We start from the raw sequence: 24,908 nt of genomic DNA, 5'->3' as shown, positions 1-24,908 counted from the left end.
AATCAATATGGCAGCTAAATTGCATCAGGATAGAGGCGGTTATCCGTGACCGCTGCGTCTTCATCCTCGGCAGTGACCCCGCACCACTCACAACTGTCGCCATAGGATTTATCATACTCTCCAAGGGTGACAATTTTACTGTCTTCATTAGACGATCTGTCCTGCTTGACGCAGTCATTGCATAAGGTCACGGTCGGGTATTGATCAGCGGTTCTCTCGGATTGCATGTCCCCAAATATGGTGCATTTTTTCATAACAATTGCTCCTAATTTATGACAGTAGCGCAGTCATTCAATTGTGTCACGCTCGTATACGGGACCGTTTAGCCAGTATCGTAAATTTTGGCATGTATCTAGTTGCGCTTCTTTTGACGGGGGCTTCCAGAGTAGCCAAAAGCGCCTATCGTGCAAGGTGGTGATCTGCCACTTTAGCTAACCCTTGCAGCTCGCATGCCCGTGAATTGTGCGCGAAAACAACAGCGCAACGGAGTTTGTCTACGCAGCCATCACGACCATACTCAACTATCGCCGCCATCACATGATTTTTGTTCCATGATCCCTCTCAGTTTCAGGAAGGGTTCTACCATTTCAGGTTCCGGAAGGTCTACTGGAATCGATTTCTGAGGCTGCATATTTTGGAACTCCAGGCTGTCTGATTTTTAATGGCTACTCGCGAGTTGACCTAGTCCATTCTAGTTTACAGTGCAAAGAATATGTTTACACCTTTGCCCTTCTTACCTGGGCAAAGCAGTGAGGTCGATGAGGGCATGCGCTCGGGGAGGCTTGAGCTGGAAAAACTAACCTCTGGTGCGCAGTAAAGATCACCAGGATCTGGCCAAGGCGCGGGGGTCTTACGCAGAGATAAAGACAGCGTTGCCGGTTACTACAGCTGGATTGGAGAACAGGTCCACGGTCTACGCCTGCCCTCTGCTCAAAAGGCATGCCAACTCGCTGCCTTCAGTATATTAAGCTGCTGAAAAGTTAGGCGTACTTCGCTGCCGTTTTCAGAAATCTGCCAAACGCAAAAAGTGCCTTGTCAATTTTCCTTTGTTCTATCCCATCAAAGACTTTGAGGAACGGTATGTACTCTTGTGTATAGACCTCGTACTTTTGCTTATTTGTTTTTGGGATTTCTTGAATTCTCCCTGTTTTCATAAAGCGCATAGCCCTGAAGACATGTTGATCGAAAATTGGCCATGTACTTGGTGATAAGCAATGGAGGTAAAAGATATTCCATATCGCGCTGCCACTTTTCTGATGACTTAGGTAGCGGGCCGACGGGTCGCCCCTGAAGGACGTGGTGTAATTATTTGCGATGCTTTGAGCTTTCAAATTAGCGATATTTTCGATTCCATTTTTCCACTCAAAAAGTATTCTCAGTGACTCATCGGTCAATGGATTCCCAATGTTGTTTGTGTATTTTTCATCATTTTTATATTTGTACTTTGAAGACCAGTGATCCAAGAACGCATGCAGATCTTGAAATTGAATCTGAAATGAAATATGCACTTTTCACCTGCCATTAACTATAGGATAACCTTAATAAAAATTGCGAGAGAGGATCGAGCCATTCCCAGCTAATGGTCTACTTGACAGGCCCTGGTTTTTCTTATAGCTTTATCACTGAACCAGTAGCTCAGTTAGTAGAGCGCTCATTGTATACGAATGAGAGGTCGTGGGTGCGAATCCCGCCTGGTAAAGGACTTTCATAGAGAGTCTTTTACCAGGCCGAATTTCTCCAGTTCAAGTCCTTTAGGGATAGGTTGACGCTGTGCGCCGACCTTGATTTTCAAGGTTCTGGCATCACACAGTTCAAAGCAATAATTTCTCCAGTCTGATATTCCTAGTCTCTCGGAATCGCTCACCTCAATTCCGAAAATGTAAGACTTCCCTTTCCATACTACTCCTAGTGGCTTGGAAATGCCTTTTTTATATATGGCAGCCAGTTGTGGTGGGGCGCCAGTACTTTTGTCCAAGCCTTTTTCCACATGTATGCAAAAGGCGCTATATACTGCGCGGCTTGTTCTACCGATCTCACTTTTTTCGAATTTCGAATAAATGCCTGTGAATGAGGACTTGCCACTTCCCTCGACTAAAATTAAATCAGATTTATTTGGGATTTTCGGGTGCTCGATGGACCACTGACTATCTTTCCTATTAAGCTTTCCGACGAATATATTTCTTGTTTGGTTTAGTGAACAAAAAACTATCGAGAAATTATCTTGGGCAAGTGGCTTCGGATAGCTGGCAAATGACCTTTTGACCAGGGTGCATAGGGATTCAAAACGTTGCTCTGGTGATGAATCCCTTTCAAATACTTCACCAGAATCTGAAAGTGACACCCATTGTGAAATAACTTGAACGGTAAATAAAACCTCACCAACGTATGCGATCAGGTCTGGGAAATTGCTGCATGAGAAAACCTTTCTGGCGTAGTCCCATGCAGTGTTACCATTCCAGCTAATTCGGCTGTCCGATGCCATGTAAACTGAGGTAGGACCTCGGTTGTCGTAAGCAGCCCAAGCTACTACTGTAGTCATTTTACTTCCCTCTCCCAAATAACGACGAGCAAGCTATTCGCAAACCGGAAGCTTGGACAGGCTTTTTGCTGCGCCAACGTGCATTCGCTCTGACTGTCTCAGAGGGTGGTTAACGAAATACTGGTTGAAAATTTGCTGCAGCTTTTTATCATCAGTCGTCTTCACTTCGGCTTGAATGTCACTCACAAATTTGACTGATACACTATATTTCTTGACAGAACCCGCGATTTTCTCTATTTCCAGCTTGGATTTTTCAGAGATCTTTCCCGTGGTCCAGAGCTCGAAGTGAATGGCAGTATTTCTCCAGTCATGGTGGGTTAGGCAGTACTTATAGGTATTGGGTATACGGACGGTAAGCCACCGAGTGATCTCATCCTCTGATAGCACGGCGTATGGCGCGTAACCTTTACACTCGATAAAGATGGTTTCGCCAAATCCTTCTACAAGAACATCCGTCTCGCTTTCCTGCCCACTGGGATTGCGGATTTTTTCGTTCAGACGTACCCGGTGGCAGTGTCGGGTCCGACCAACAACATCCGCTACGAAATATTCAAATAAGGTCCCACGGAGATTCCCTGTAGCGCCTTCAAATTTTTGAAGGCCAGCAAATAGCTTTTCCAGGGTTTCAGCATCAATGGCTTGCTGCCCGGCTTCCGTGAGGGTCTGAATCAAGAGTCGCAGCGCTGTCGCCACATCTCTGCCGAAAAGGGTAGTTGGTGTAGCCGGGACGATGCCCTTGGTTTTTAGCAGATTGAAAGCCTCGTTCGAATAGCTCTCAGCGATGAAGAAGCAGATGCAGGACCCCACGTTGAGACTCTTTACGGTCTCAACCTTCGTCAGAAAAGCCAGGACGCCAGCTTCGGTTACTTCCACGTCAAAGAGGATGTCTGCTACTACGAAACCCTGCTTTTGCCCGCCATCAGATCTCCTCTGGTTTATTCCAGACAGGTAGCAGGGAGCAGTCATATCCCAATAGAAGGTGCCCACCTGGGGTTGGGATTTCCCTTCGAGGTTCCTCAGCTGGGCCAGCCCGTAGCTGATCAATCCCAGATTTTTACACCAGGTTTCAAAGCCGGCTAGGAAGATATCCTCCGCGGCGGTTCTCGCTCTGAGCGTGGAAGTCGCTCCATCGTACATGCCGGCCCCTTTTGCCAGAGCAATACAGTTACCTGAGCCGGGGAGGTACTGCCTCTCTAAAAGCTGGGCGCGGAGCAATTGCTCAATCATCGTGGAGCTGGAGATGTGTTTTTTCAGCCGATCTGGTGCGCCACAGGCAATGTGAAAAAATGGCTCGGCCACAATGCCGCCCCTTTCCATCAGTGCTGCAAGGGCTTTTCCATACGCAGCATTGGCTTTAAGCAACGCATCCGTGAGTTTCAGCCAGTAGTCGTCAGAGCCGAAATGAGCCTTTATGTACAGGAATACGGTGTTACGCGGGAAAAGGTTATAGACCCGGCCAATACGTTCGTCAGCGCGACTGACTCGTTTCCTCGCGGCAACGGCAGTGATTCCCTCCTCCTCCACCATTGCAGCGACGAGCTCACTGGAAAGGCAGGGACCATTCTCCTCAAGGCGGTCATAGACGCTGGTCATCGGTGCTCCATGTCACACTGCGCTATTAATATTACAATCCTTTCGTCCGCAGCAGCTAAATTCGCGGTTTCTGAGAAGCGCCGATTCTCGTGGGCTGCAGAGGAATTTGTACTGAATTTACCAGACGTGATGTCACAGTCGCTAATTTTCAGTACCTGTGAGGGAGCCTCAAGAGGGCCCAGTTCGAGACATTCAGGACGTCTCTGTAAACCACTTTTTTTCACTGTTAACTACTGTGGTTAACAGTGAAAAAAGTAGTTTACAAGGGGCGAGCAGAACACCTACACGGATGCCCTTCATCCGTTTCGGATGTACATGTGCGCTTGGTCATCGTAACGACAATGCTGGGGTGTCAGCGCAAGCCAGGCGGGGAGCCGTCCCTCAGCTCGGCCATACACTGATGGGTGGAAGCGCCCGCCATCAGCGCCCGCTTACGACCCAATGCAGACATCTGTATCCGGGGCCGCTTCGCCTATGAACTCCCCACGCGGGCGCAAATCCGTCAGCAGCACCTCCGCTTTGCTGTAGGCGTAGCCGGGGCGGTTCAATGGTTGGCCATGGGAGTCGTTTAGAAAGTCGCTGCGCAATTATTTACATTCGTGACGTTGCGGCGCTTTGCCTCGCTTTCATAACAAGTAAAAAGCTGACAAGGTGAGTGGTACTTTCGAACACTCTTGGAACAGACATATGGCAGTGGTAGTACTCGACAGGCTACGCGACCTCTTCAACAGCATGCGTGCGCAAAGTATTAGCCGGTATCGATTCAGCTATACGCGAGGTCCCTTGACCTTTGACGTCATGTTCCTGATAGACGAAACCCCCTACGCGCTCCTGTTCGGCGCCCAAGGGCACAACCTATCTTTCGAGTTCCAGGTGCAGTCCGGCTTCCGTGTGGTGCATCCACAGTTGGACAAGGCTGACTACGCGATGCTCTGCAACCTGCTCGGCCTGAAGTGGGATCCCAACAACTCTTTTTCACCGGGAGGCTTTCTTGCCGGCTTCAACTCTCACATCCCAGCAACCGCTGTACCGAGCCAAAAAGCTGGGCCTCACGACGTTGCCCAAGTCCGCCGAAATGTCGAGGATGCGGACAAGCGATTCTTCTGTGGCTGGAGAGACAACAAGGTACGAGGCGAGCGGGTTACACCCGAGAATCTCGAAAAGACGCGTAAGCTAATGGGGCCCAAAACAGCAAAAACCTGTGACCAGAAAAACATCAGCAGCTGCTGGACTGATATCCCAGGCGGAGCAGTTGCCGTCACTGATCCCTGACCGATCGTGTCTCTTGTCGCTCTCGCACGGCTTCGAAAAGTTCTTCTTTCCTCGACACACACTCAGTAGTGCCCGGCTAGTAGGATATCGGCGAGCGTGAGGTCGCCCATCGAAGCGGTGCAGTCCTCGGCTGCAGGTACCGGCTGGATCGTCGGGCAGCCCTGCATCGGCTCTTCGTCAATCGATACCACGTCGTGCGTCGTTGACAATTTGGACCCTGCGGTAGTCTCAATCGCCCCGGAAACTGTAGATACTTTATGACCGCTTCTTGCCGTTAGCTGCCTTTCTTGAAGGACAGCTTTGGGTGGATAGCGGCCTTCGTGGAGGTTGGTGTCTACGGGGCCGGTTTAGTCATTCTGAATCTCCGGTTTCACCTCCGTGAGGCCGGTCACCGCCATGCATCAGATCTTGATTGACACGCGTGCCGCCTTGGATAGCCTTGCAATTGAGGTCTGTAACTGCGCATTTGTCGGTCCTGGGCACCAGCATGAGCCCCCCCGCAATTTTGGCAGCAGAGGAAGCTGGTTCCTCTGAAGTAGTGACGGCGGGCATTGCCGGTCGGATTCTGAACCCAAGGTCGCCAGACTGGGAGCTAAAGGATCGCTGCGACTACTCCTCATCCCTTACCGAAAACGCACGCGTCGGTCGTGAAGGGAGCCAAGCCCGCGAAGGCACACTCAGCGCGGTTGCCACGCTGGCGCATCAGATCACCGAAAGCCGCGGCCAGTTGAGCGATGCACAGATCGCGGCGGCACGCGAAGCTGGTCTCACCGACAGCAAGATAGTCGAAGTGATAGCACAGGTCACACTGTTGAACCTGACTAACTACCTCAACAATGTCGCCACGACCGATATCGACTTTCCGCCGTCGGCCCGCTAGGAGAGAAGCGCCATGAACCCAGTGACTATCTACACCACCCGGCACTGCCCTTACTGTGTAAGTGCCAAGCGATTGCCCTTAAGCAAAGGCGTTGTTCCGATCGAGATCGATGTTGAGCAGTCTGCCGAAGCGTTGGCGCAGATGCTCCAGCGCTCCGGTCGCAGAACCGTCCCGCAGATTTTCGTAAATGATATGCATGTAGGCGGATTTGATGACTTGGCGCGCCTGGATCAAAAGGCTGAGCTAGACCGATTGCTTCGTGCTTGAGGCTCAGGTGCGGTTGGACATGCGAGGGGGGAATATGTGAAGCCCGGAGGGAGCCGGGCTTCTTTTTGCTGGCGCATAGCCTTACAGGCTGCTCGGCTCGATACCAATCTCCCGAAGTGACTTAACCAGGGATGGGTCGATTACGGCCTCTCCGGTGGAAGATGCGGCCTGGTTGATGCCAACGGTCCGGTATTTGAGTAGGTGACCGGAGACCATCTGCTTCAGAATCTGCTTTGCCTTGTCGCCGCCGGTCACGGTGTACGGACTCATCAGCTGCGAGGTGGACTTGATCGCCTGTTCTTGGGCATTTTTGACCAGTGCGGCCTGCTCGCCCTGAAGTGTAACGAGCGGCGCCATCGGGATAGATGGGGCCATGCCTACCGGGGTCTCCTGCGGAGTGATCGTCCATGCATCGTTCTGATCGATGCGCAGTTGAACGGTACCGACCGGTACTTTGAATCGGCCGCCGGACATTAGGCCGACGTAGATTTCGCTGCCTTCCTTTCGAACTACTGGATAGAAGTGCAGCGGCTGGGTGACGATCCAACTGGGCGCGCCGTGATCACCCGTGGTGACCATCATAGTAGTCTTGTCGGTGAATTCGTCGGTTGTGGCCGTTGCCTTCCAGGTCTGCTGCTCAGTGGCGCATCCTGCGAGGGATAAGGCGATAGCGAGTGCGGCGATCCTTTTCATTTCGGCCTCTCTAGTCTCGGGACCCCATTGTATCAGGGTGCCACCATACTCCTGCTGGTGCCCTAGCCCGGCATTCTGAAGATCGCTGTAGAAAAAATTGTCGACATTACCCAACCTCGCGAGGCAATACCAAGAAACGGATCTTCGAGGTATTTCTGAGGATGCTGGGTGGCCGGCCGTGTGGGGTTTGCAGTGTTAACGAGGATGCGAGTGAGATCCCTGCGGGCCTATTCGCCGCTTGGACTCAGCCGTCCTATAAACCAAAGGTTTACCGCCGTTATGACTGCAGCGGCAGAATTGTGTCACTGGGTGGCCGACTCACCACTCCGTAGAGACGGGATTCCGCCCCGCGATTGGCCGCCTTCCGTAGCATCGTCTTAAATACGGATGCCGCTGAGCTTTGTATTGGACCTAGCGCGACTCCATGCTGCTACACCGACGAGCGGTCTAACGTGGAGCATTGTCATCCGCCAAGAAACCAAATACTGTGTATGCATACAGTAGTTCTTGAAAAGAGCCATCTCAAGGGTTTCGTGGATGTTGGCGGAAGCGTGGCTTAATGCCAGTATTGGCTGAATCCCGTCCTCCGGGGTTGCCTACCGTCGATAAGGATCATCATGGAATTTCAGCTGCAAGGCTTCGTTTTTCATAAAGTAATCACCAATCAGCGAGACAAAAGCGTTGTTCTGATTCCCCGGGACCGTCAGATTGATCTTCCAGAACCGAAGGCGGATAGCTTGGTTAGCACCATTCTTTCAAGCTACGAAGGCGAGGGGAATATGGCATATGCCAGAATTTTGCCGGACAGTTGGTTTGATATTAAAACCAAACGTTATTTCTCGAAAGAACTTGGATTTTATCAATTTTCCAGAGATACCTTGACTCAGCTTAAAATCGAGCTAGAGAAAGCCCCACTGGCAACGGGCGGATTTCTAACCATTATAGACTATCTTATTGATGGTCAGCCCAACCTCATGATTGTCCTTATAAAGAATGCAAAAGGCATTGGAATTGATGAGAACCTAAATCTTGAGGAAATTGACACCCTCGATATCGATAAGCTGCATTTCGCTGCCAATATTGATATAAATCGCTGGATGGAAGCTGAAAAAGATTTAGAGGCACCGCATGTTTCATTCTTGAAAGGTAAAAGCCGTAAAGATACGGTGGTGGGTTATTTCAAGTCACTTTTGGGGATTGACGAAGACGCCTATCTCGATCCGTCAAAACATACTCAACAGCTTGTGGCACTGATCAAGAACTACTGTGAGGAGTTTAAGAGCGAGGACGAGGCGTTAAATAGTCGCCGCGCAATTCGGGAGTGGGCTGATGGGAAAATTGCTAAAGGCGAACCAATCACTTTGCGTGAAGTAGCTAACCAATTGGAGCCCGGCGACCCCAATAATTTCATCAATTTTGTCATTCAAAGTAAAATTGAAATTCCCTCTGAATTCGAGCCGGTCGCTAAGCATATGAAATCCCTGCTTAAATATAGAGTGTCTGGCCCTAATAAGGAGTACACACTATCGTTTGAGCAAGCTGCCTTGGAGAATAAAACTATTTACCTGAATGCAGAGGGGCATTTAGTGATTACTAAAGTCCCTGAAAGCATAAAGCAGAACATTCCTAAAGCTTGATTATGGCCCCGATGACTCCCATTGAAGAAATAGAGGAAATTTTGCAGTTAAACTGCATTTGCCCCCTACGTTGGTCGGGTCATAAGCTCGTGGCTACTTCCCGGTTACAGCAACCGGCGCGAGCAATACTAGCTAGGTTGAATGAATGTGAAAACGTTGAAATTGAGGTTCGGCAAGATGGGCGATTGATTACGCTTAGCGCGGTCGCTGATAGGCTTGTTGAGATCTCTATTACTCCCCCCCGGGGAGCAAACTATTGCTTAGCAAAAGATGAAGATGACTTGCTTGGATTTTTTAATCTGCATTGTCTACCTGAAAATTTTGCGCTGCTTGAAACGGGCTATAAGACTTGGGCAGATGAGACAAAACAACAATCCTCTCCAATAATGCAAGCATCCAGCTTCATTAGAAAGTTGGAGGTTAATGGAGTGTTGGAAGTTACAGGAAGCCGTTTTACCCTGATGACCTATGACCAGAAAATTTATCTGAGTTTTGGCCTACCCCCGAAAGTGGTGCAGCGTACCGCCACCACAGTGGCGAATGGTTTACGTAGGTTGGATGAGATATTCTCTGACGCACTACACTCTTCTGAGAAGAAACGGCTAATACGTAATGCGCTGATTTCCGGCTTGAAGTCTTGTGATGAAAATAATCGATTGGCTCATCTATTGAGCCATTGTGATGAAATGCTTGAAAATGCGCAGCATAATTACGAGCTTTTCGTATCCAATTTTTCGTTCAACAACGATCTCGATAAACTTAATGAGCAAAAGCGTGAGTTTAGCGTAAAGCTTAATGGCCTGCTGATAGGCATACAGGGCAAGCTATTGGCGATTCCCGTATCAACGATTTTAGCAACGACTCAGCTAAAGGATGCATCGGATCCCAGCCATTTAACAATAAATACTACAGTTATGGTGTCTTCGTTATTCTTCTTGTTGATTATAGTTTGGCTTATAAAAAGCCAGATGATAGCAATAAAGGCAATAGAATACGAAATCCTTCAAAAGGAAAAGCGCTTTCGCCAGGAGTTGCCCAAACTATTTGATGAGGTAGTGAGTATTTTTTCCAGCTTGAAGTCAGATTGTAGTTTAAATCTCAAAATGGCTCGCTCGCTTATCGTGCTCTCATTTGTGCTGACCATTGTCACTGGGTACGTATTTTTTCAAAAGACTCCCGAGCTCCTGAGACTATTAAAGACATTGTTTATAATCGCCTGTGGATCGTAGTGTATTTTTTTGGTGCTTGCTTTCGGCCCTTGGCTATCGCTGGTCTTCGGAGAAGCGTAGGACTCACTGACTGCAATGGGTCGAAAGCAGCCGGTCACGAATGCCCGCTTTCGACCCGAAGGAGACGGTGGCCTTTATGGCTTTGGGTACGGTTTCAGCTTCAATGTAAGCAATGAGGGGGAGGCTACAGAATTCGGAAAAAGTCGAACGGTAAGATCTCCGAATTCTGTGGGATTCCCTTCTAGGTCAGAAAGCCCCCCAAGCGTCAGTAGGGATCAGATCCGTGGTACTGACTTACGCAACGGTGGGAGCGGGCGTAAGCAGCGCGACACACTCCTCGATGACATATTCCGGAATGCTCTCGAATTTATGCGGGTTGAGCTGCATCACGTACTCATTCTCGATGTGATAGGACTCGTTGATGAATTTGCGGATGACGCTGTCGTCGTGCTCATCATTGATGAGCCGGAACAGCTGGATTTTTTCATAACCCACAGCGGTAGCGTAAAACTTAGCCTTGATGGCCACCACATCCTTCACCTCAGCCACCAGGGCAATGTAATTAAAGTCAGCGATATGGTTGTTGCGGATTTGTGACTCGGCATCTGCCTGTTCGGCAGTCGTCATGTCCCGAATAGAAGATCCTGACTGAATCGTCGGGGTATCCCGCCCCTTGAAAAGGCTAGCAAGTAGGTTGTATTCCAGGCCTGCGTCGTCCAGCAGCTCGAAGTGTCGTCGCAGGTAGATTGTCTTCAGGACGGTGTCGGTAAGTGCCTCGATATTATCTTTGCAGATTTTGGCGAAGGTCTGGATATCGTTCCTCTCGATCGGAACTTCCGTTACAACCCCGGCGCGCGAAGATAAGAAGCAAGCAGATGGTTCGGCGGCTTTGAATATGGCGTTGGTACTTTTTATGACATCAATCGCGGGTTCGATGTCGTGGGTGAGCATCAGCGTGGTTATGCCGCGCAGACTGGCCTTACCCCGGAATAGCTCCTGGAGGATCGCAAACTTCTTGTTCTTGTCGAAAGATGAGATAGGATCATCCAATACGACTAAATCCGGTTTTTCACTGAGGACTTGATGCATGAATAGCACAAGCGCAAATGCGTTTTTTTCCCCGTAGCTCAGATGACGTGAGGCCGTCTCTATGTAATTCTCCTGGTCTTTGTGGATTAGCTTCATTTTGTAGGATTCTGGTTCGGCTACGATTTCAACAACGTATTTGTAGCCTGCAGACTTCAGGAAGCCATTGATGCTGTTCTGGTTGTCTTCGATGTTTTTTTTAATTTTCGCTTTGTGTCGATTGATTTTCCCTTTGAGGCTACCAACTTTACCAATCAAGTCATCCAGCTGAAGGTTGATAGGGTCGACGGTCTTGCGCGTCTCCTCAGAATCAAGCTTGTCGATTAAATTGAGCTCAATTTTCAAAGGTGTCAGTTGGTCGCCAATTTCTTCGAAATCGCGTAGAGAGAAAAAAGATATAGTTCGCAACCCCTCCAGCTTGTTGATCAATGCATCAATGTCCGCTTTGAGGCCCGTCAGGAAGCTTTGCTCCTCCGCCTGCAATTCAACCTTTGCCTTTGTCACATTCTCCAAATTCTCCCGGCACTTCTCGCTGAAATATTTTCCTAGCCTGTCAATGATTCCGCGAAGGAGGTTAATGTGCCCGACGGCGTTGGAGTCATACTCTCTTTCGACGGCTAAGGCTGTGTCCTTCTGTTCTACGCTAGTCAGCGCTATTGAACAGTAGGGGCAGCTATCTGCTAATTGTAGAAATTCATTGCCTTTTACCTGCCATGCGATCCATTTGGCAGGTTCCTGACTTTTAATAAACGTCGAAAATGGTTGCAGGACATCAGGAATGTTTTCCAACTTATTGCCAGATCCGAATGCCTTGTGGATCTTGCTTGTCTTGGGGATGGCACCTGTCTTAGACTTTCCGAAGGCCTCCCGTAATTCCTTCAGATCGGTTACGACTTGTCCGATTTCAGCATTGTCGGAGAACGCTTTTCGGATACCCGAAAGCAGCGAATCGATATCAGCCATCTCCGCCAGATATTCCGGAGTTCTGATGAAAATCTCAAAACTATTTTTCACAATCTCATCTTTCTGGAACACGAATTGCTGCACATAGCTGTCGTCAAATACGAGGACTTTCCTGAGTTTGTCCACTCCCCGAACCTCCGGGGCTGGCATATCAGGCTTGCCGCGGTGCTTGAATGGGATCAACTCGTGGAGAGAGCCGTCAGCACGAATATGGCTGATAATAGCTTTCGCAATGGTGCTTTTCCCAAGGCCGTTTGGCCCATATTTGATGTTTAGCGCTCCTTCAGAAATAACTACATCTGCGCGGTCAATACTGTTGCAGTTGAGTACGGTAACTGTGTAGTTAGCCATGCGACCCCCTTAATCTTGAACAGAGTAGGCAATTAAAATTAGCAGCTATTTCTACAGTCGTCCGCGAATGTCCGATTTATTTGATTTTGTAACCGGGAATCCACAGTATCCGGAGATTTTTGTACGACAAACCGCGAGCGTCCACTTTTGGCCGATTTTTGCCCTTCGTGAACGGCAGCTTCGGGTCGAAAGCGGTCATTAACGACCGACCGCTTTCGACCCTAGACCCCCGGCTGTTGTGAGGACTCTGAGCCTTTCATCGCATGTGATTGAACGAGCTTACCTCCTCGGGTAACGTCGTAGCGGAGGACTGCAACTGCGCATTCGTCGTGACTGGGTACCAGCAAAGGCCCCCCGGCATTTTGGCAGCAGAGTGCGGATTCCACGACACTTGGACACTCAGCCCACGATCATTTGGACACTCGTTCCATGCTCACTTGGACACCTGATCCACGTCCACTTGGACAGGCAGTCGGAGCGCAGCGACGCAGGTTTGCATTGTTAGTCTGAAGTCTCTGTCGCCGTCAATTTCGTTGCGCGTCTGCGCATCGATTCGCCCTTCAGTTCGATCCGATAAGCGTTGTGCACCAGCCGGTCGAGGATCGCATCGCCCAAGGTCGGGTCGCCGATCAGCGCATGCCATTTGTCCACCGGCATCTGGCTGGTGACCAGCGTCGAGCGGTTGCCGTAGCGGTCGTCCAGCAGTTCAAGCATGTCGCGCCGCTGCGCAGCGGTAAACGGCGCCAAGCCCCAGTCGTCCAGGATCAGCAGGTCGGTCTTGGCATAGCCGGCCATGAGTTTGGCGAAACGGCCGTCGCCGTGAGCCAGGCCCAGCTCCTCCATCAAGCGCGGCAAGCGCAGGTAGCGCACGCTGTAACCGTCGCGGCAGGCCTTGTGAGCCAGCGCGCAGGCGAGCCAGGTTTTGCCTACGCCCGTTGGGCCGCCGATGATCAGGTTCAGGCCGTCGCGCAGCCATTGGCCGCTGCCCAGTTGCAGGATCAGGGACTTGTCCAGGCCGCGTGGGCTGCGGTAATCGATGTCTTCCAGGCAGGCGTTATGGCGCAGTCGTGCCAGTTTCAGGCGGCTGCTCAGACGCGTGTTTTCACGTTCGGTCAGCTCGCGGTCGACCATCAGGCCGAGGCGTTCGTCGAAGCTCAGATCATTGATATCGGGCGTGGCGTGTTGCTCGCTCAGCGCCTTGATCATGCCGTGCAGGCGCAGGGTTTGCAGCTTGTCGAGTGTCGGGTTGGGCAGCATTTTGGTGCTCCTTTTTCAGGTCAGTGGTAGTAGCCAGGGCCGCGCAGGTTGATGTGTTCGTCGGGCAGTAGCGGCAGGTTTTGCTGGGACAGCGGTAGCTTTTCCAGCCCTTGGCGCAGGATCGATTCAAGGCTTTTGTAGCTGCACGCGCCCAGTGCCAGCGCTCGCTGGCAAGCGGCTTCCAGCCGCTCTTCGCCGTGCTGCTTGCTCAGGCGCAGGATGCCCAGGCAGGCGCGGAAGCCGTGCTGAGGATGGATTCGGCGCTCAAGGATGTAGGCGATAACGCCAGCGGTGTTAGGCCCGGTCTGCTCGGCCCAGCGGATCAGCCGTTGCGGTGTCCATTCGGCGTGCTCCCGGTGGCTCTTGGGCATGTGCTCGGTTTGGGTGGTGTGGCGGCCTTTGTGCAGCGAGCGCAGGTGACTGGCCACCCGCTGGTTGGCGTGGAAGCACTCGACGGTCTTAGCGGTTAGCCGCACTTCGAGTTGGTGCTTCACCAGCTGGTACGGCACCGAGTAGTAATGGCCCTCGACCTCGACGTGATAGTCGATGTGCACCCGCGCCTTTTTCCATTCGGCGTAGACATACGGATGTTCTGGTAGCGGTTGCAGTGCGGGTTGGTCGATGGTCTCGAAGGCCGAGCGGCGTGAGCCGGGCAGCTTCTTGAAGGGCTTTTGATTGAGGCGTTCGAGCAGCAGGCTGATTGCCGTGTTGAGTTCTCCGAGCGAGAAGAACTGGCGGTTGCGCAGCACTGCCAGGATCCAGCGCTCGACCACTTGCACACCCACTTCAACCTTGGCTTTGTCCTTGGGTTTACGCGAACGCGCGGGCAGTACGGCTACGCCGTAATGCTCGGCGAGATCGCGGTAACTGGGGTTGATGTCCGGCTCGTAGCGATGCGCCTTGGTGACGCCACTGCGCAGATTATCGGGCACCAGGATCTGCGATGTGCCGCCGAAAAAAGCAAAACAGCGGGCGTGCGAGCCCAGCCAGTCGGGCAGTTTCTGCGACCAGGTGGCCTCGGCAAAGGTGTAGCTGGACGCGCCGAGGACGGCGACGAAGATCTGGGCCTGACGGATTTCACCGGTCTGTCGGTCGATGATGGGCGCGGTCTGTCCGGCGTAATCGACGAACAGCTTTTCGCCGGCACGGTGCTCCTGGCGCATGACAACGTCGACCTTGGCGGCCCAGAGGCGGTAGTGCTCGCAGAACCAGCTGTATTGGAAGCCTTGCGGGTGAGCGAGTCGATATTCCTGCCAGAGTAGGGCCAAAGTGACGCCGGGGCGGCGTAACTCGGCATGCGCCCAAGACCAGTCAGGCATCGGACGTTGATCGCTGGGAACTGTTGGTGCTGGAGGGAACAGGCATCGCTCCAGTTCGGCATCCGATAACAATGTCGGCCAACTCAGCCCGCAAGCGTTGAAACGGTGCAAGTAATTGCCCGCACTGCCGCTACTGATGCGCAGGCTGGCGGCGATCTTGCGCACGGACAGGCCAGCGTCGAACTTTAGACGTAGTACCTCTCGGATTTTACGCATGGATATACGCTCCACGATGACCTCTTCGCTTCGAGAAAAGAGGTCGATGGTAGTGAATAATCCTGCGTTGCTGCCTGCCTGAGCATGGATCGGATCAGTGGAACATCACTGTCCAAGTGCTTGTGGAATCAGTGTCCAAGTGGCCGTGGAATGAGTGTCCAAGTGGCCGTGGAATGAGTGTCCAAGTCAGCGTGGACTGGGTGTCCAAGTGCGCATGGAATCCCCAAGCAGAGAAAGCTGGTTTCTCTGAAGTAGTGACGACAGGCCTAGCCTGTCGGATTCTGAACCCAAGGTCATTAAACTGGGAGCTAAAGGATCGCTGCGACTACTCCTCCGACATATTGAAAAGGCACCGTGGGTGTCTTTTTTTTCGCTCGTTGTTGCCGGGCTATCAGTACCAAGCTAGGTAGAATCGACGCTGAGGTTGCAGATGACGATCCGTCGTTTTGGATGCACCAGCTTATTTGTGAATGCGGTAGGCAACTCTCATTTTTTCTGTGAAATTTCTACTGGTGAGTCACAGAAAAGATGCAGCTTTAGCTGAAAACACTGGAACGTAGATGTCAGCTTTTTTGTGAGCCTACACCGGGCCAGCGGCCGGGCCTGCACCCCGCGGCAGTTGAGCGACCTGCAGCAACACGGGGGCCTTCATATCCTGCGCGTGAAGGGCAAGGACGGCAAGATCCGCTGGGTTGCCGCTGCATCCGGTAGCGACGGCACATCTGCATGCCTACCAGGAGACCGGTCCCCCGAGCCAGGGCCTGGCCAATTGTTCCGCTCGCTGCGAGGTCGCAGCGCAGGCGCAGGCATTACCGCCAACGGCGCGTACCAGCTGGTGCGTTACTGGGCCAAGGCTGCCGGAATCGCCGTCAGGCCTAAGGTGCACACGCTGCGCGCTACGGCCGCCACCAACGACCTTGAGGAGATGACGACGTTGTAAAGGGTCCAGACCTGGCTTGGCCATGCCAACATCAGCACCAACCGCCTATACGATCGGCGGGCAGCGCGCTGAAGACTTGCCCACTCAACCACTGAAGTGCAGCGAGATCGGGGGCTTCAGTCAGCCAGCGGTCTATAGTCACTGCGCTGAATGCCCAAGCGACGGTCGATTTCCTCGGAATTGCCTTCAGCCAATAGCATGTCATGGGCAAACTGGCGAGTCATTGCCTTGTAGCGCTCCCACAGGTAGCGCTGCTTGGGGTTCAGCTCACCGACCCCGGGTTCGATGAGCTGCAATGCTTCTTCCAGTTCCTCAAAGGCGACCATGCACCACGCAGTGGACATCTTTTGGGGGAAAATAACGGTAGGCAGTGCGTTGGAGGGTGCGGCTTTGCTCATGGTTCGATCCTTTGGTTAACTGCCGGGGTGGCCTTGCCATGGACAGTATGCCGTGAGTGCACAACTGTGTATCCAGGGCATACGGTTAGGCCACGGCGTGTGTCACAATACTGGCACTCCGTCACCCGCCTGGTTCTGGATCGCCCTTGTCTGAATTGCTCAAACTGAAAAAAAACGCGCTGGTGGCTCATCCCAACGGCGGGTACAGCTTCGGCACGATTCCTGAGATGCCTAAATTCGGCCTGCCAGGGGGTGAAGTGTATTTGCGCGTGGGCGTGCATCTGCGCCCCGGCAGCGGCTTCGGTGTGAGGCATGTATGGGAAGCGCATCAGCCCGACCTGCTCAAGCACGGCTGCACCTCGATCGAGGGGGTGGCCGCGCTCATTGCCAAGATGATCGTACCGGGCGCGGAGATCTACTGCGAGTTCAAGGAACAACGTGGCGATCACCGCATTGCTGTACTGCGGACCTCCACCGGTACCTTGATTCTAGAACCTCGCGATGACAGGGTCCTGGGCTTTGCCTACCACGTTATCACCTGGTATCCGCAGCGCCGCGCCCATGGCACCTTGGTGGGGAGTATTCCACGTCAGCGCCCGGCCCTTACGACCCAACCGGCGACCACAGCTGAGACCAATTCCAAGTAAAAAAAAAGCACCCAGTGGGTGCCTTTTAAGTAATTTATGAGGAGTAGTCGCAGCGATCCTTTAGCTCCCAGTCTGGCGACCTTGGGTTCAGAATCCGACAGGCTAGGCCCGTCGTCACTACTTCAGAGAAACCAGCTTTCTCTGCTGCCAAAATTGCGGGGGGGCCTTTGCTGGTACCCAGTCCCGACGAATGCGCAGTTGCAGTCCTCAAGTACAAGGATATACAAGGTGACGCCTGTGTCAATCAAATTTGATGAATGAGAGTGAGTTTCCGGGCTTCCAGGTGATGCACGATGATCCCGGATGTCGCGGTGAAACCGCCCGAGCGTCAGGCATCGGCCAGCCTAACACCCGGTCGTACTGGACGACGTAAGCGTGGCCATAATCGATTTCCTTTCATTTAACCCGGTGAGGACCTTACGAAAACTGGACAATCTTGGCCAACGCCGCTGCTCAGTGTGGCCGACGAAAGCTCGTCCCCCGGCGAGATGCTAAACCCATCACTGCGAGCGCCCAACTGGCAGCAAAATAAGGATCTGGGGAGGCCCCCCTTAGAAACCACAAGGACAAACCGCCGAGCGACACGAGAACCGCGCCACCGAACAAAACTTTTGAGTTCATGCGTCATTTCACTCCAGACTTATTCCTGTTCGATCCTGGGCACGCATACCGGCCCCCTCTACGGCCTCAGCCCAGTGGACAGGCCTAGGCGTTTCTGGCGGATTCCGAGGTCCTGCAGTCGGTGATGCCCCACCCAGGCTCGCCCTCAAATCCAGCAGGCCAACTTTTCGTGATTCATCGGATATTTCAGGGCTTCCTATAACTCAACGCACTTGGTTTTTACTCGCTCCGGCAATGAGTTTTTCGGATAGAGCTTCCCAGTTGAGCCCATAAAAGGCTCAGTCATATCTGTTTGGTAACGGTCGGCTGGGATTGCTTGCATGCATCTAGGGACTCATAACCCGGAATTGTATAGGTGCTCTCGCTAACGCCACTGAACGAAATGGCGACGAACATCACTGCTTTCATCATATGTGTTTTTCCTGCTCAATACTGGGGAGCGAATGCATCCCTTTCTACGTCCTCGCCCCCGGCTTTTTAGGGCCGGGGCTTGGGGTGCTCGGCGTCTTGTACGGAAGGTCCGGCATGGGTTCCTTTAGGCGCCCGAATAATTTACACGTCAGTATAATACAGAAAATTTAGAATTATCATCCATCAGAATCAGTTGGGATCTGTGCAGACTTGACCGCAGAACCGCACTGAGTGGTGGTGGTGGTTGCAGCCATGGGTTCTCTGCCAAAATGAGTGAAGAATCGCGGTCTTGAGTGAATTTGCAGCGGGTCTCCTGCATGGCTTACAGGCCCGCGTGCCGTGGTGTTCTGGGAGAATTACAGCCCCCTCCGACCTCCACTGCTGGGTGCCCACATACGAGCAACGTCAGCGACGCCGAAAAAAAAGGCCACCTCGTGAGAGGTAGCCTTCGTTGGGTTAAGCAAATAGATCCGGGACCGCCGAATTATGAATGGTAGATTCAACCTTCATCGACTCCAGGATCTGTTCGTGCTCGGCGTTGCTGATCGAATGATGCCGTATGTAGGAGCGTAGATCGGTACCAGCTAGATCGCGCTCCATGCGTTGCCAGAATTGCGCTCGGCGAGCCATTGCATCGTAATCAGCAGCCTTGCCCTTGGCCAATTTGACCATGCCGTTGTTCAAGTAGAACTTGGCGCTGTCAGTCGGAGCCAGGCTTTTCGCCAACGTATAGAACGCCTCATCGAACTCATCTACAAAGCACATTGCATCTCCCGGATCGATCTCCATCTCGTCGGTTTCTGCGTAGTAGACGATGTTGCGTTCCTTGCCATCAAAACGGTCTCGGATCATTCGCATCGCTGGCCGGCCAGGGTAGCGTTCCTTGTTGGTGGCTTCGAGGTAGGCGTCCTGCAAGCCCATCTCCTGCGCGGGGCTTTGCCAGTCTTCAAACTTGAACCAGCGCTGCTCTGGAATGATGCCCTTCTCAGCGGGAGTGACGTCATCGATCAGGTAGCGCTTCCCTAGGACACGGATCTCGTACCACTCCGACAAAGCGGGGAAGGCATGGTCGAAGCCGTAGCTCAGTGACCAGGCGAAGTCGATCGCAAGCAGGTTTTTCGGCGTGATGAATTGGAAGGTACTCCCACGAAGGATTTCGTTGGACTCCGTCCTTTCCAGCTCGCCGCGGAACATCCGCGCATCGTGCTCCTCAGCCCGCTCTTCCTCCAGCACATCTAAAGTAAGCAGGTACCGCAACAGCTCACGGCGCATCTCTGCGTTGTAGGCTGTTCCTGTGACGTTGATGTAGCCGGCGTCCGAGGTTGTGCGCCCGATCCAGTCTCGACGCTCCATGTCCCAGCGGGTGTTGATGAGATGATTCCTGAAGCGGTTAATTCCCGACATGTGTCCATGCTTCTCAGGCGCAGACGCAATCATTGCTTCCATGGATTTGTCACGCTCACCGGTGACCGTGCACCAGGCACAGCCAAAACGGGAGCCGCACGCCGCCTTGTTACCACCATCGCCGGTGATGATTGCGCACGTGCCTTCATTGGCTTCCTTGTAGAGCTCCAGGCACCAGTCGAAACTGTCGACGAAGGTCCGATAAGGACCACCGCGCTTCGCCTCGCACGCCATGAGGAACTCCCACACCTCCTCCATCTCCCAGTCGGCGATGATCGAGCAGTTGTACGAGCCATGATCATTGAGCACCAATCGCCCGGCCTCCTCCTCACCCCGTTCGCGCATATTGGCAGCACGGGTTGCCGACTCTGATAAACGAGTGCCCACGAAAGTCACCAGTTCACCTGGAGACTGCAGGGTCGAAAGCAGTTGCTTGAGCGCTTTTTGCTGCGGGCGCAGCTTCCAGTCGACCGAGCAGCTTCGAGAGGCGCCGGCGAAAACCGGAAGTTTGCCGCGGCCCAGGGTGGCGTAGGCAAACGTCGAGGTCATCGAGGGCTGCACTTTGACTACTGTGATTGGCAGTCCGAGCTGGGTGCAGTACGCTTCCAGCTCAGTGATCATTGCCTCGGCATAAGTCTCCATAGCTGGATTTTCGGTACCTGTCTGGGCGTTCGTTACAAAAGCTACCGGCACGTACAACCCGGCCTCGACCCGACGCCGGATAGCCTCCAGCATCAGTACTAGCACAACCGTGCTGTCCTTACCGAACGAGGTCGCTGAGCTACATGTGAAGCCTTGATCGATAATCTGGTCGATGCGCGCAATGCAGGCTTCCGCCCGGGCAACGATCCGGGCAAAGCGACCAGCACTGCCCTGGGCAGGAACTGCGTGGGTGTTGCCGGTTAGGGGGATCAGTTCAGGTACGAGCATCTGATTCATGTTGGCATCTCCAGGAGGAAGTAGGCTTCGTATCCTGGGGATGCTCAACACCAAGCATGAATGACGTCATCGACCGCCCGAGCCAACTGCCTCATGCTAACTACGGTCCCAACCGCACGACTGGTATCAGCACTCGTTCGCCCGGGTTATTACCTAAATAACACTATGGCGTTCATGCGGGCTAAAGGACCGTACGCGCATCGGGGACAACCTTGAAGGACTGAAAGGCTAGCCTGGCTTTGAAGACAACGGCATTGGGGAAGTGCTGTTCAACCCTGCGTCGTACCGATTCGATCGGCACCTCGCATAATGGCCCTAGGATGACTTCTGTCAGTTGAATTTCATCCCCAACTGGCCAGAAATGAAGCGGACCGTCTGCAAGCGCAGTGTCCAACCTCACAAAGCGACGGTACTCCTGCTCATAGCGCCAACCCGACGATTTGGTGCGGAGCAACTGTTGTTGTAGCTCGTCACTCAACTCATCTGGGGTGCCGGCCGGGCTGAGAGCGGCAAGAATGCGATCGTCCTGGTAGTTGACCTGCTGTACGAGGCTTCGGCAGACGTCAAACCCTAAGCAGATACCGGTGTGCTTCTCTGCGTAGTGGCTCCACATTACAGGTTCTGACCAGTCCCCGGCGAAGCACAGTAAGCCATGCTGTGAATGGCTTTTGTCTTTCCAATCCCGCACAACCTGTCGCGTCTTGTGTTCTTTGAAATTCGCCGCGAGCAGCTCAAATGGGTCATTCAAATCCGCGAAACGGGAAACCTTGAGTCGACGCTTCTCGATGTTGCTTAGAGCGTGTTTGGCGCTCGTGAGATTGTACAGGCGGATAGCGGTGCTGTCCGCGGGAGGACTACATGCAATTGAACTGCCCATGTCTGAATTGTAGCCAGCTGCAATCCATTCACGCCTGCGCATTTCATTCGTGGGCATCGGTATTTCTCCTTTCCAGCACTAGTTTTTGTGACACCTTTGGCGGGCGCGAGGTTGAGGACGCTATGGAGTCAATTTGGAGTCCGACTCCAGTGCATCAGCGAGCTGGCTGAACGCATCAGCAAGGCGCCGCATCTGGCCAATTTCGTCTGCCAAATCCCCATCCCGATAGCGATACTCAAGCGTGCCGCCGAAAGGCCCAGTGCCAGGGAAAATCCCTCCGTAGCTCAACTGCTCATTGACGTGCTTTTCAGCCCGACTGATCCGCTCGCTCACATTAGTTTTTGTGGCCATGCATCCCCTCGATTCGACAGAAAATTTCTTGCGCGCACGTGAGTAACGCATGCCGTCAGCCGGCGGCATTCTCGCAAACGTCACTGATAGTCTCGACCTCGTACTGGCTCAGCGCACCGACCAAGAAAATGCCCAGGCTGGCACACGCGGCCTTGATATCAGCGGCATCGATCCGCTGCGGCAGCATTCCGCGCTCGGCGCACCAATCGCCGATGGCGTGAATCTGCGGCGTGGTCAGGTTGGCCATGTTGAGTTTCTCCTGTCGGGCGCAGCCGCGTAAGCGGTGCGGGATCCTCGATATCAAAAATGGGTGGGGGTCGGGTCAATCTTTGGGCCGGGGGCGGCGTAACCTGGTGGGCGGGTCATCCAACGTGGTCGAGCGTAGGCCCGAGCCCTTGCGCCCGCGGAAATTTTAGAGGCCGAGCGTTTCCTTGCGCGTTTCGGCCATTGATCCAATTAGCAAGTTCAGGGCAGAAACCTCCTCAGCACTTACCAGAGTAGGGTGAAGAGCGCGCACACGGTCATACAGCGCCGAACGCTGCTCAATCATCGACATATAATCAGGCGCCTGGCCAAGCGATGCGATTGCTTGATGCAGCGCTACCAGATCCGTCAAACGGGAACGCTCAAAGCTGTCAGGCGCCGCGGGGTGGTTATTGGACTGCATGGTGATCTCCTGCTCAATTGAACGACTTTCTGGTCAGATTTCGCTACTGCCAATCCACTCGCCGCCGAGGTAGCCATCGGCCCCGTCGCGGGTTATTGCCACATGCTCGTACGCAACGGATATCAGCTGCTGATGCGTCCAGCCCGTTGGGGGTGCGGCAATGGCTAGGAGCACATCGCCGGCGAGAGAACGGATTTCAAAAACTGCATGCTTCACCGCAGAAAGCACGTCTGGCTCACCTGGGCGCTGGTCAGTTACAAGATTCAACATGGCGTTATCCATCGCTACTCGGCTTGCGGCCGAAGCGTGTAGACGGCATGGCACTCGCTGCAATCCACCGCATACGCGGTGATGGGTGTAATAGCGAATACGCCGCCGCTATTCAGCAAGGGCCACACCTCAGCTTTGTATTCGTTGCGGTGACCACACCATGGACATGGCACGGTAAGGCTCGAAAGCCCAGACGTAATCACAGGTGCTACTTCTGCCGGCGCTGGTGACTGTTCTTGAACCTCAAAGCGATGCTTACAACTACAGCACTCAAATAGGTGCACACCCTTTGGCAGCTGCTGGCTGCCTGCTGGGTTCTCAGCTACCTGCCGGCCAAGCGCACCGGGTTCACACGCCGGATTGGTACAGAACCCTTGCAGGTGATGCCCGTAGTTCTCAGTATTTCCTGTGATGCGATCCAGCTTCATGCCTCACCTTCATGTCTCGGCGGCCACGCCTGCCACTGTGATTCGGGAGCTTTTACCGTGTGCGGTACCGATCATTCATCGTACTCGGGATAGGTCCATTTGTTGCCAAAGGGGCATACCCAAATAATCCTCGGGAACCGAAATCGCGGAAGCATTTCAGCGAACGTCAACTTGACGTCCGGCGCATCCTCAAAGCTTACGCGCCGCGAGCTCGCAGGGTCGGGAATGTGTTCTTCCACTAGCCCGGGGTCGGCCCATCCGCCTGGGAACTCGCCCCCTTCGGCCTCGACCACGGCCAACGCCTGCTCCACTGAACGGGCGACGACCACATAGTCGTCGCCGATGAACCAAGCGCGCAGAGGCAAGTGGCGCTCCAACTCTTCCAACCGCAGCAGTTCTTCAACGTTCTGCAGCGCGGCAGCGGCTTCCGCATCATCAGGGGCTGCGTCGACAGCCAGGCGCCGCTGGGCGAGCTGATCGAACCAAAACAGATTGTTGTGATAGACCGCAGCGTCGGCGGTTTCATGCGCTTGGGCAGCTTTTCGCGCTTCCCAGGCGTCGGCCACCGAACCGGTACCAGAAGCAGCTAGCCATTGGCTACGTTCGACGTCGGGCATGCAGTTCCACCATGCCATACCCGCCGCCTCATCGGCGGTTGGCGAGCGCTTCGAAGAATCGGCTTGCGGGGATACTGTCATGGCATGCCTCCTGTTGCGGTCAAATGTTGAGGCGCGCTAACCGCGCCTTTACACACTGCTTGCCCTGCCAACGGCCGAGCAAGGCAGGAGCAGCGGGTTTAGCGAGGTTAGCGGCTCGATTCGGCCATTTCACGAAGGTCACTGAGAATCTTCGGAACGACCAAAGATAATTTGCCAGGCTTCAGTGCAGCGTCTCTGATCGTGGTGGCAACATCTTCGTCGCGCCAATAGTTCTCAACAATCGTCGCAGATGCTTCGGCCTGCCCGTAGACGTAATTATTGAGAAGGACCCCTGGTACATGATTCAACACATAGCCCATCGCAAAGCGCCCGTGCCGCTTAACGCAAGCCTCCAGCAGGGCAGTCATTTCATCAAAGCGCCCATCTTTCGCCAGCTCGTGTAGGGCTCCAAAAGCTGGCTCGCTGATGTATTTGCCGTCCCAGTCTTGAAAAAACTCGGTAACGATCTCTTCTAACGCCCGCATCCTGCTACCTCACTGAAATGGGTAAAATAGGGGAAAAAGCTGCCTATCTTATGCCCGAGAGCCCCTAAATTGCATTGCTGTCAATTTCATGGCTTCCCTATGGTTCGAACGTTGTGTTGAGCAGGTCGAAAAAGCGATCCTTCTTGGCGACGTCTTCTGGCTGCTGCCTAACGATTTGCTCCAGTGCCGAACGATGCTCAGGCGTTTTGCTGACAACCTGCCGAGCGTGTTTTTCTGCTCGATCAAGAGCGGCAGAATGGCTGATAGCAGCCTTGACACCCGCGCTACACAACAGGCGATGCCATAGGCTTCTGTAGCTCGTCTGAACCAACGCCCATTTGTAAGCTGCCAGTGCGGCGCATACCTCGCCTTCAATGGGGTTTGTCGTGGATCTGCGCATTGTGTAATTTTCCGTTAGTCGCGCTTAAGGACAGCGTTACGCCGTGAACATGGTCAGCACCATTATCAGG

The 24,908-nt window shown here is 53.3% G+C and carries 24 protein-coding genes and 1 pseudogene; 7 read left to right on the top strand and 18 right to left on the bottom strand.

All coding sequences use genetic code 11. The annotated features are described in order from the left end of the window. Window positions 1–14: 14 nt before the first annotated feature. From PRJ_RS28170 to PRJ_RS28155, 4 genes are all read right to left on the bottom strand, one after another. Window positions 15–254, bottom strand: coding sequence for a hypothetical protein (locus tag PRJ_RS28170; protein WP_104963018.1), 240 nt, complete (start codon window positions 252–254; stop codon window positions 15–17). A gap of 726 nt (window positions 255–980) precedes the next feature. After that, complete coding sequence (locus PRJ_RS28165; RefSeq protein ID WP_104963017.1) at window positions 981–1,508, bottom strand: hypothetical protein; 528 nt, start codon at window positions 1,506–1,508, stop codon at window positions 981–983. A 197-nt stretch (window positions 1,509–1,705) separates the two neighbouring features. Further along, window positions 1,706–2,539: a hypothetical protein gene (locus PRJ_RS29955; protein WP_153670604.1), complete on the bottom strand. Its 834-nt coding sequence runs from the start codon at window positions 2,537–2,539 to the stop codon at window positions 1,706–1,708. 33 nt (window positions 2,540–2,572) lie between these two features. Continuing rightward, window positions 2,573–4,132 (bottom strand): hypothetical protein, encoded by a 1,560-nt coding sequence (locus tag PRJ_RS28155; RefSeq protein ID WP_104963016.1) that lies wholly within the window; start codon window positions 4,130–4,132, stop codon window positions 2,573–2,575. A 687-nt stretch (window positions 4,133–4,819) separates the two neighbouring features. Here PRJ_RS28155 and PRJ_RS28145 point away from each other — a divergent pair. From PRJ_RS28145 to grxC, 3 genes and pseudogenes are all read left to right on the top strand, one after another. Next, the gene (locus PRJ_RS28145) at window positions 4,820–5,404 is read left to right on the top strand and encodes a DUF6037 family protein (RefSeq protein WP_104963015.1); all 585 of its coding nucleotides are present in this window, start codon (window positions 4,820–4,822) and stop codon (window positions 5,402–5,404) included. Between the two features lie 655 nt (window positions 5,405–6,059). Continuing rightward, window positions 6,060–6,284, top strand: a pseudogene (locus PRJ_RS28140) (carboxymuconolactone decarboxylase family protein); the annotation flags it as partial. 12 nt (window positions 6,285–6,296) lie between these two features. Further along, window positions 6,297–6,551 carry a glutaredoxin 3 gene (gene grxC, locus PRJ_RS28135; RefSeq protein ID WP_104963014.1) on the top strand — a complete coding sequence of 85 codons (255 nt, stop codon included), beginning with the start codon at window positions 6,297–6,299 and terminating at the stop codon, window positions 6,549–6,551. Between the two features lie 81 nt (window positions 6,552–6,632). Here the strand turns inward: grxC and PRJ_RS28130 are convergent, their stop codons facing one another. Further along, window positions 6,633–7,244 carry a hypothetical protein gene (locus PRJ_RS28130; protein WP_104963136.1) on the bottom strand — a complete coding sequence of 204 codons (612 nt, stop codon included), beginning with the start codon at window positions 7,242–7,244 and terminating at the stop codon, window positions 6,633–6,635. A 617-nt stretch (window positions 7,245–7,861) separates the two neighbouring features. Here PRJ_RS28130 and PRJ_RS28125 point away from each other — a divergent pair. Next, window positions 7,862–8,881, top strand: a complete 1,020-nt coding sequence (locus PRJ_RS28125) for a nucleoid-associated protein (RefSeq protein ID WP_104963013.1) — start codon at window positions 7,862–7,864, stop codon at window positions 8,879–8,881. Window positions 8,882–8,892: 11 nt separating this feature from the next. Next, the gene (locus tag PRJ_RS29950; protein WP_158682592.1) at window positions 8,893–10,110 is read left to right on the top strand and encodes a hypothetical protein; all 1,218 of its coding nucleotides are present in this window, start codon (window positions 8,893–8,895) and stop codon (window positions 10,108–10,110) included. 294 nt (window positions 10,111–10,404) lie between these two features. Here the strand turns inward: PRJ_RS29950 and PRJ_RS28115 are convergent, their stop codons facing one another. From PRJ_RS28115 to istA, 3 genes are all read right to left on the bottom strand, one after another. Then, window positions 10,405–12,510, bottom strand: coding sequence for an AAA family ATPase (locus PRJ_RS28115; protein WP_104963011.1), 2,106 nt, complete (start codon window positions 12,508–12,510; stop codon window positions 10,405–10,407). A 501-nt stretch (window positions 12,511–13,011) separates the two neighbouring features. After that, window positions 13,012–13,767 carry an IS21-like element ISPre4 family helper ATPase IstB gene (gene istB, locus PRJ_RS28110; protein ID WP_034000379.1) on the bottom strand — a complete coding sequence of 252 codons (756 nt, stop codon included), beginning with the start codon at window positions 13,765–13,767 and terminating at the stop codon, window positions 13,012–13,014. Between the two features lie 20 nt (window positions 13,768–13,787). Then, window positions 13,788–15,302, bottom strand: coding sequence for an IS21 family transposase (gene istA, locus PRJ_RS28105; RefSeq protein WP_034000381.1), 1,515 nt, complete (start codon window positions 15,300–15,302; stop codon window positions 13,788–13,790). Between the two features lie 574 nt (window positions 15,303–15,876). Here istA and PRJ_RS29945 point away from each other — a divergent pair. Beyond that, entirely contained in the window at window positions 15,877–16,242 is a 366-nt protein-coding gene (locus PRJ_RS29945; RefSeq protein WP_158682591.1) for a hypothetical protein, read from the top strand. A gap of 116 nt (window positions 16,243–16,358) precedes the next feature. On the opposite strand, the gene PRJ_RS28100 is transcribed toward PRJ_RS29945, so the two are convergent. Beyond that, window positions 16,359–16,640, bottom strand: coding sequence for a hypothetical protein (locus PRJ_RS28100; RefSeq protein WP_104963010.1), 282 nt, complete (start codon window positions 16,638–16,640; stop codon window positions 16,359–16,361). A gap of 146 nt (window positions 16,641–16,786) precedes the next feature. On the opposite strand from PRJ_RS28100, the gene PRJ_RS28095 reads away from it, so the two are divergent. Next, window positions 16,787–17,287, top strand: a complete 501-nt coding sequence (locus tag PRJ_RS28095; protein WP_104963009.1) for a hypothetical protein — start codon at window positions 16,787–16,789, stop codon at window positions 17,285–17,287. Between the two features lie 1,488 nt (window positions 17,288–18,775). Here the strand turns inward: PRJ_RS28095 and PRJ_RS28090 are convergent. From PRJ_RS28090 to PRJ_RS29940, 9 genes are all read right to left on the bottom strand, one after another. Next, window positions 18,776–20,662 carry a phosphoadenosine phosphosulfate reductase family protein gene (locus tag PRJ_RS28090; protein ID WP_104963008.1) on the bottom strand — a complete coding sequence of 629 codons (1,887 nt, stop codon included), beginning with the start codon at window positions 20,660–20,662 and terminating at the stop codon, window positions 18,776–18,778. A gap of 181 nt (window positions 20,663–20,843) precedes the next feature. Next, window positions 20,844–21,596 carry a DUF2971 domain-containing protein gene (locus tag PRJ_RS28085; RefSeq protein ID WP_104963007.1) on the bottom strand — a complete coding sequence of 251 codons (753 nt, stop codon included), beginning with the start codon at window positions 21,594–21,596 and terminating at the stop codon, window positions 20,844–20,846. A gap of 63 nt (window positions 21,597–21,659) precedes the next feature. Further along, window positions 21,660–21,890, bottom strand: coding sequence for a hypothetical protein (locus PRJ_RS28080; protein WP_104963006.1), 231 nt, complete (start codon window positions 21,888–21,890; stop codon window positions 21,660–21,662). 55 nt (window positions 21,891–21,945) lie between these two features. Continuing rightward, window positions 21,946–22,137, bottom strand: coding sequence for a hypothetical protein (locus PRJ_RS28075; RefSeq protein WP_104963005.1), 192 nt, complete (start codon window positions 22,135–22,137; stop codon window positions 21,946–21,948). Window positions 22,138–22,302: 165 nt separating this feature from the next. After that, complete coding sequence (locus PRJ_RS28070) at window positions 22,303–22,557, bottom strand: hypothetical protein (protein WP_104963004.1); 255 nt, start codon at window positions 22,555–22,557, stop codon at window positions 22,303–22,305. Window positions 22,558–22,590: 33 nt separating this feature from the next. Continuing rightward, on the bottom strand, window positions 22,591–22,827 hold the full coding sequence (locus PRJ_RS28065) for a hypothetical protein (protein ID WP_104963003.1): 237 nt from the start codon (window positions 22,825–22,827) through the stop codon (window positions 22,591–22,593). Window positions 22,828–23,326: 499 nt separating this feature from the next. Beyond that, window positions 23,327–23,953 (bottom strand): hypothetical protein, encoded by a 627-nt coding sequence (locus tag PRJ_RS28060; RefSeq protein ID WP_104963002.1) that lies wholly within the window; start codon window positions 23,951–23,953, stop codon window positions 23,327–23,329. A 107-nt stretch (window positions 23,954–24,060) separates the two neighbouring features. Then, complete coding sequence (locus tag PRJ_RS28055) at window positions 24,061–24,438, bottom strand: hypothetical protein (RefSeq protein ID WP_104963001.1); 378 nt, start codon at window positions 24,436–24,438, stop codon at window positions 24,061–24,063. Window positions 24,439–24,535: 97 nt separating this feature from the next. After that, the gene (locus PRJ_RS29940; protein WP_158682590.1) at window positions 24,536–24,838 is read right to left on the bottom strand and encodes a hypothetical protein; all 303 of its coding nucleotides are present in this window, start codon (window positions 24,836–24,838) and stop codon (window positions 24,536–24,538) included. Window positions 24,839–24,908 lie beyond the last annotated feature (70 nt).

It is taken from the genome of Pseudomonas sp. XWY-1 (assembly GCF_002953115.1).
Lineage (GTDB): Bacteria > Pseudomonadota > Gammaproteobacteria > Pseudomonadales > Pseudomonadaceae > Aquipseudomonas > Aquipseudomonas alloputida.
Note: the sequence above shows the minus strand (reverse complement) of the source record. Positions and strands in the feature narration are given on the sequence as shown.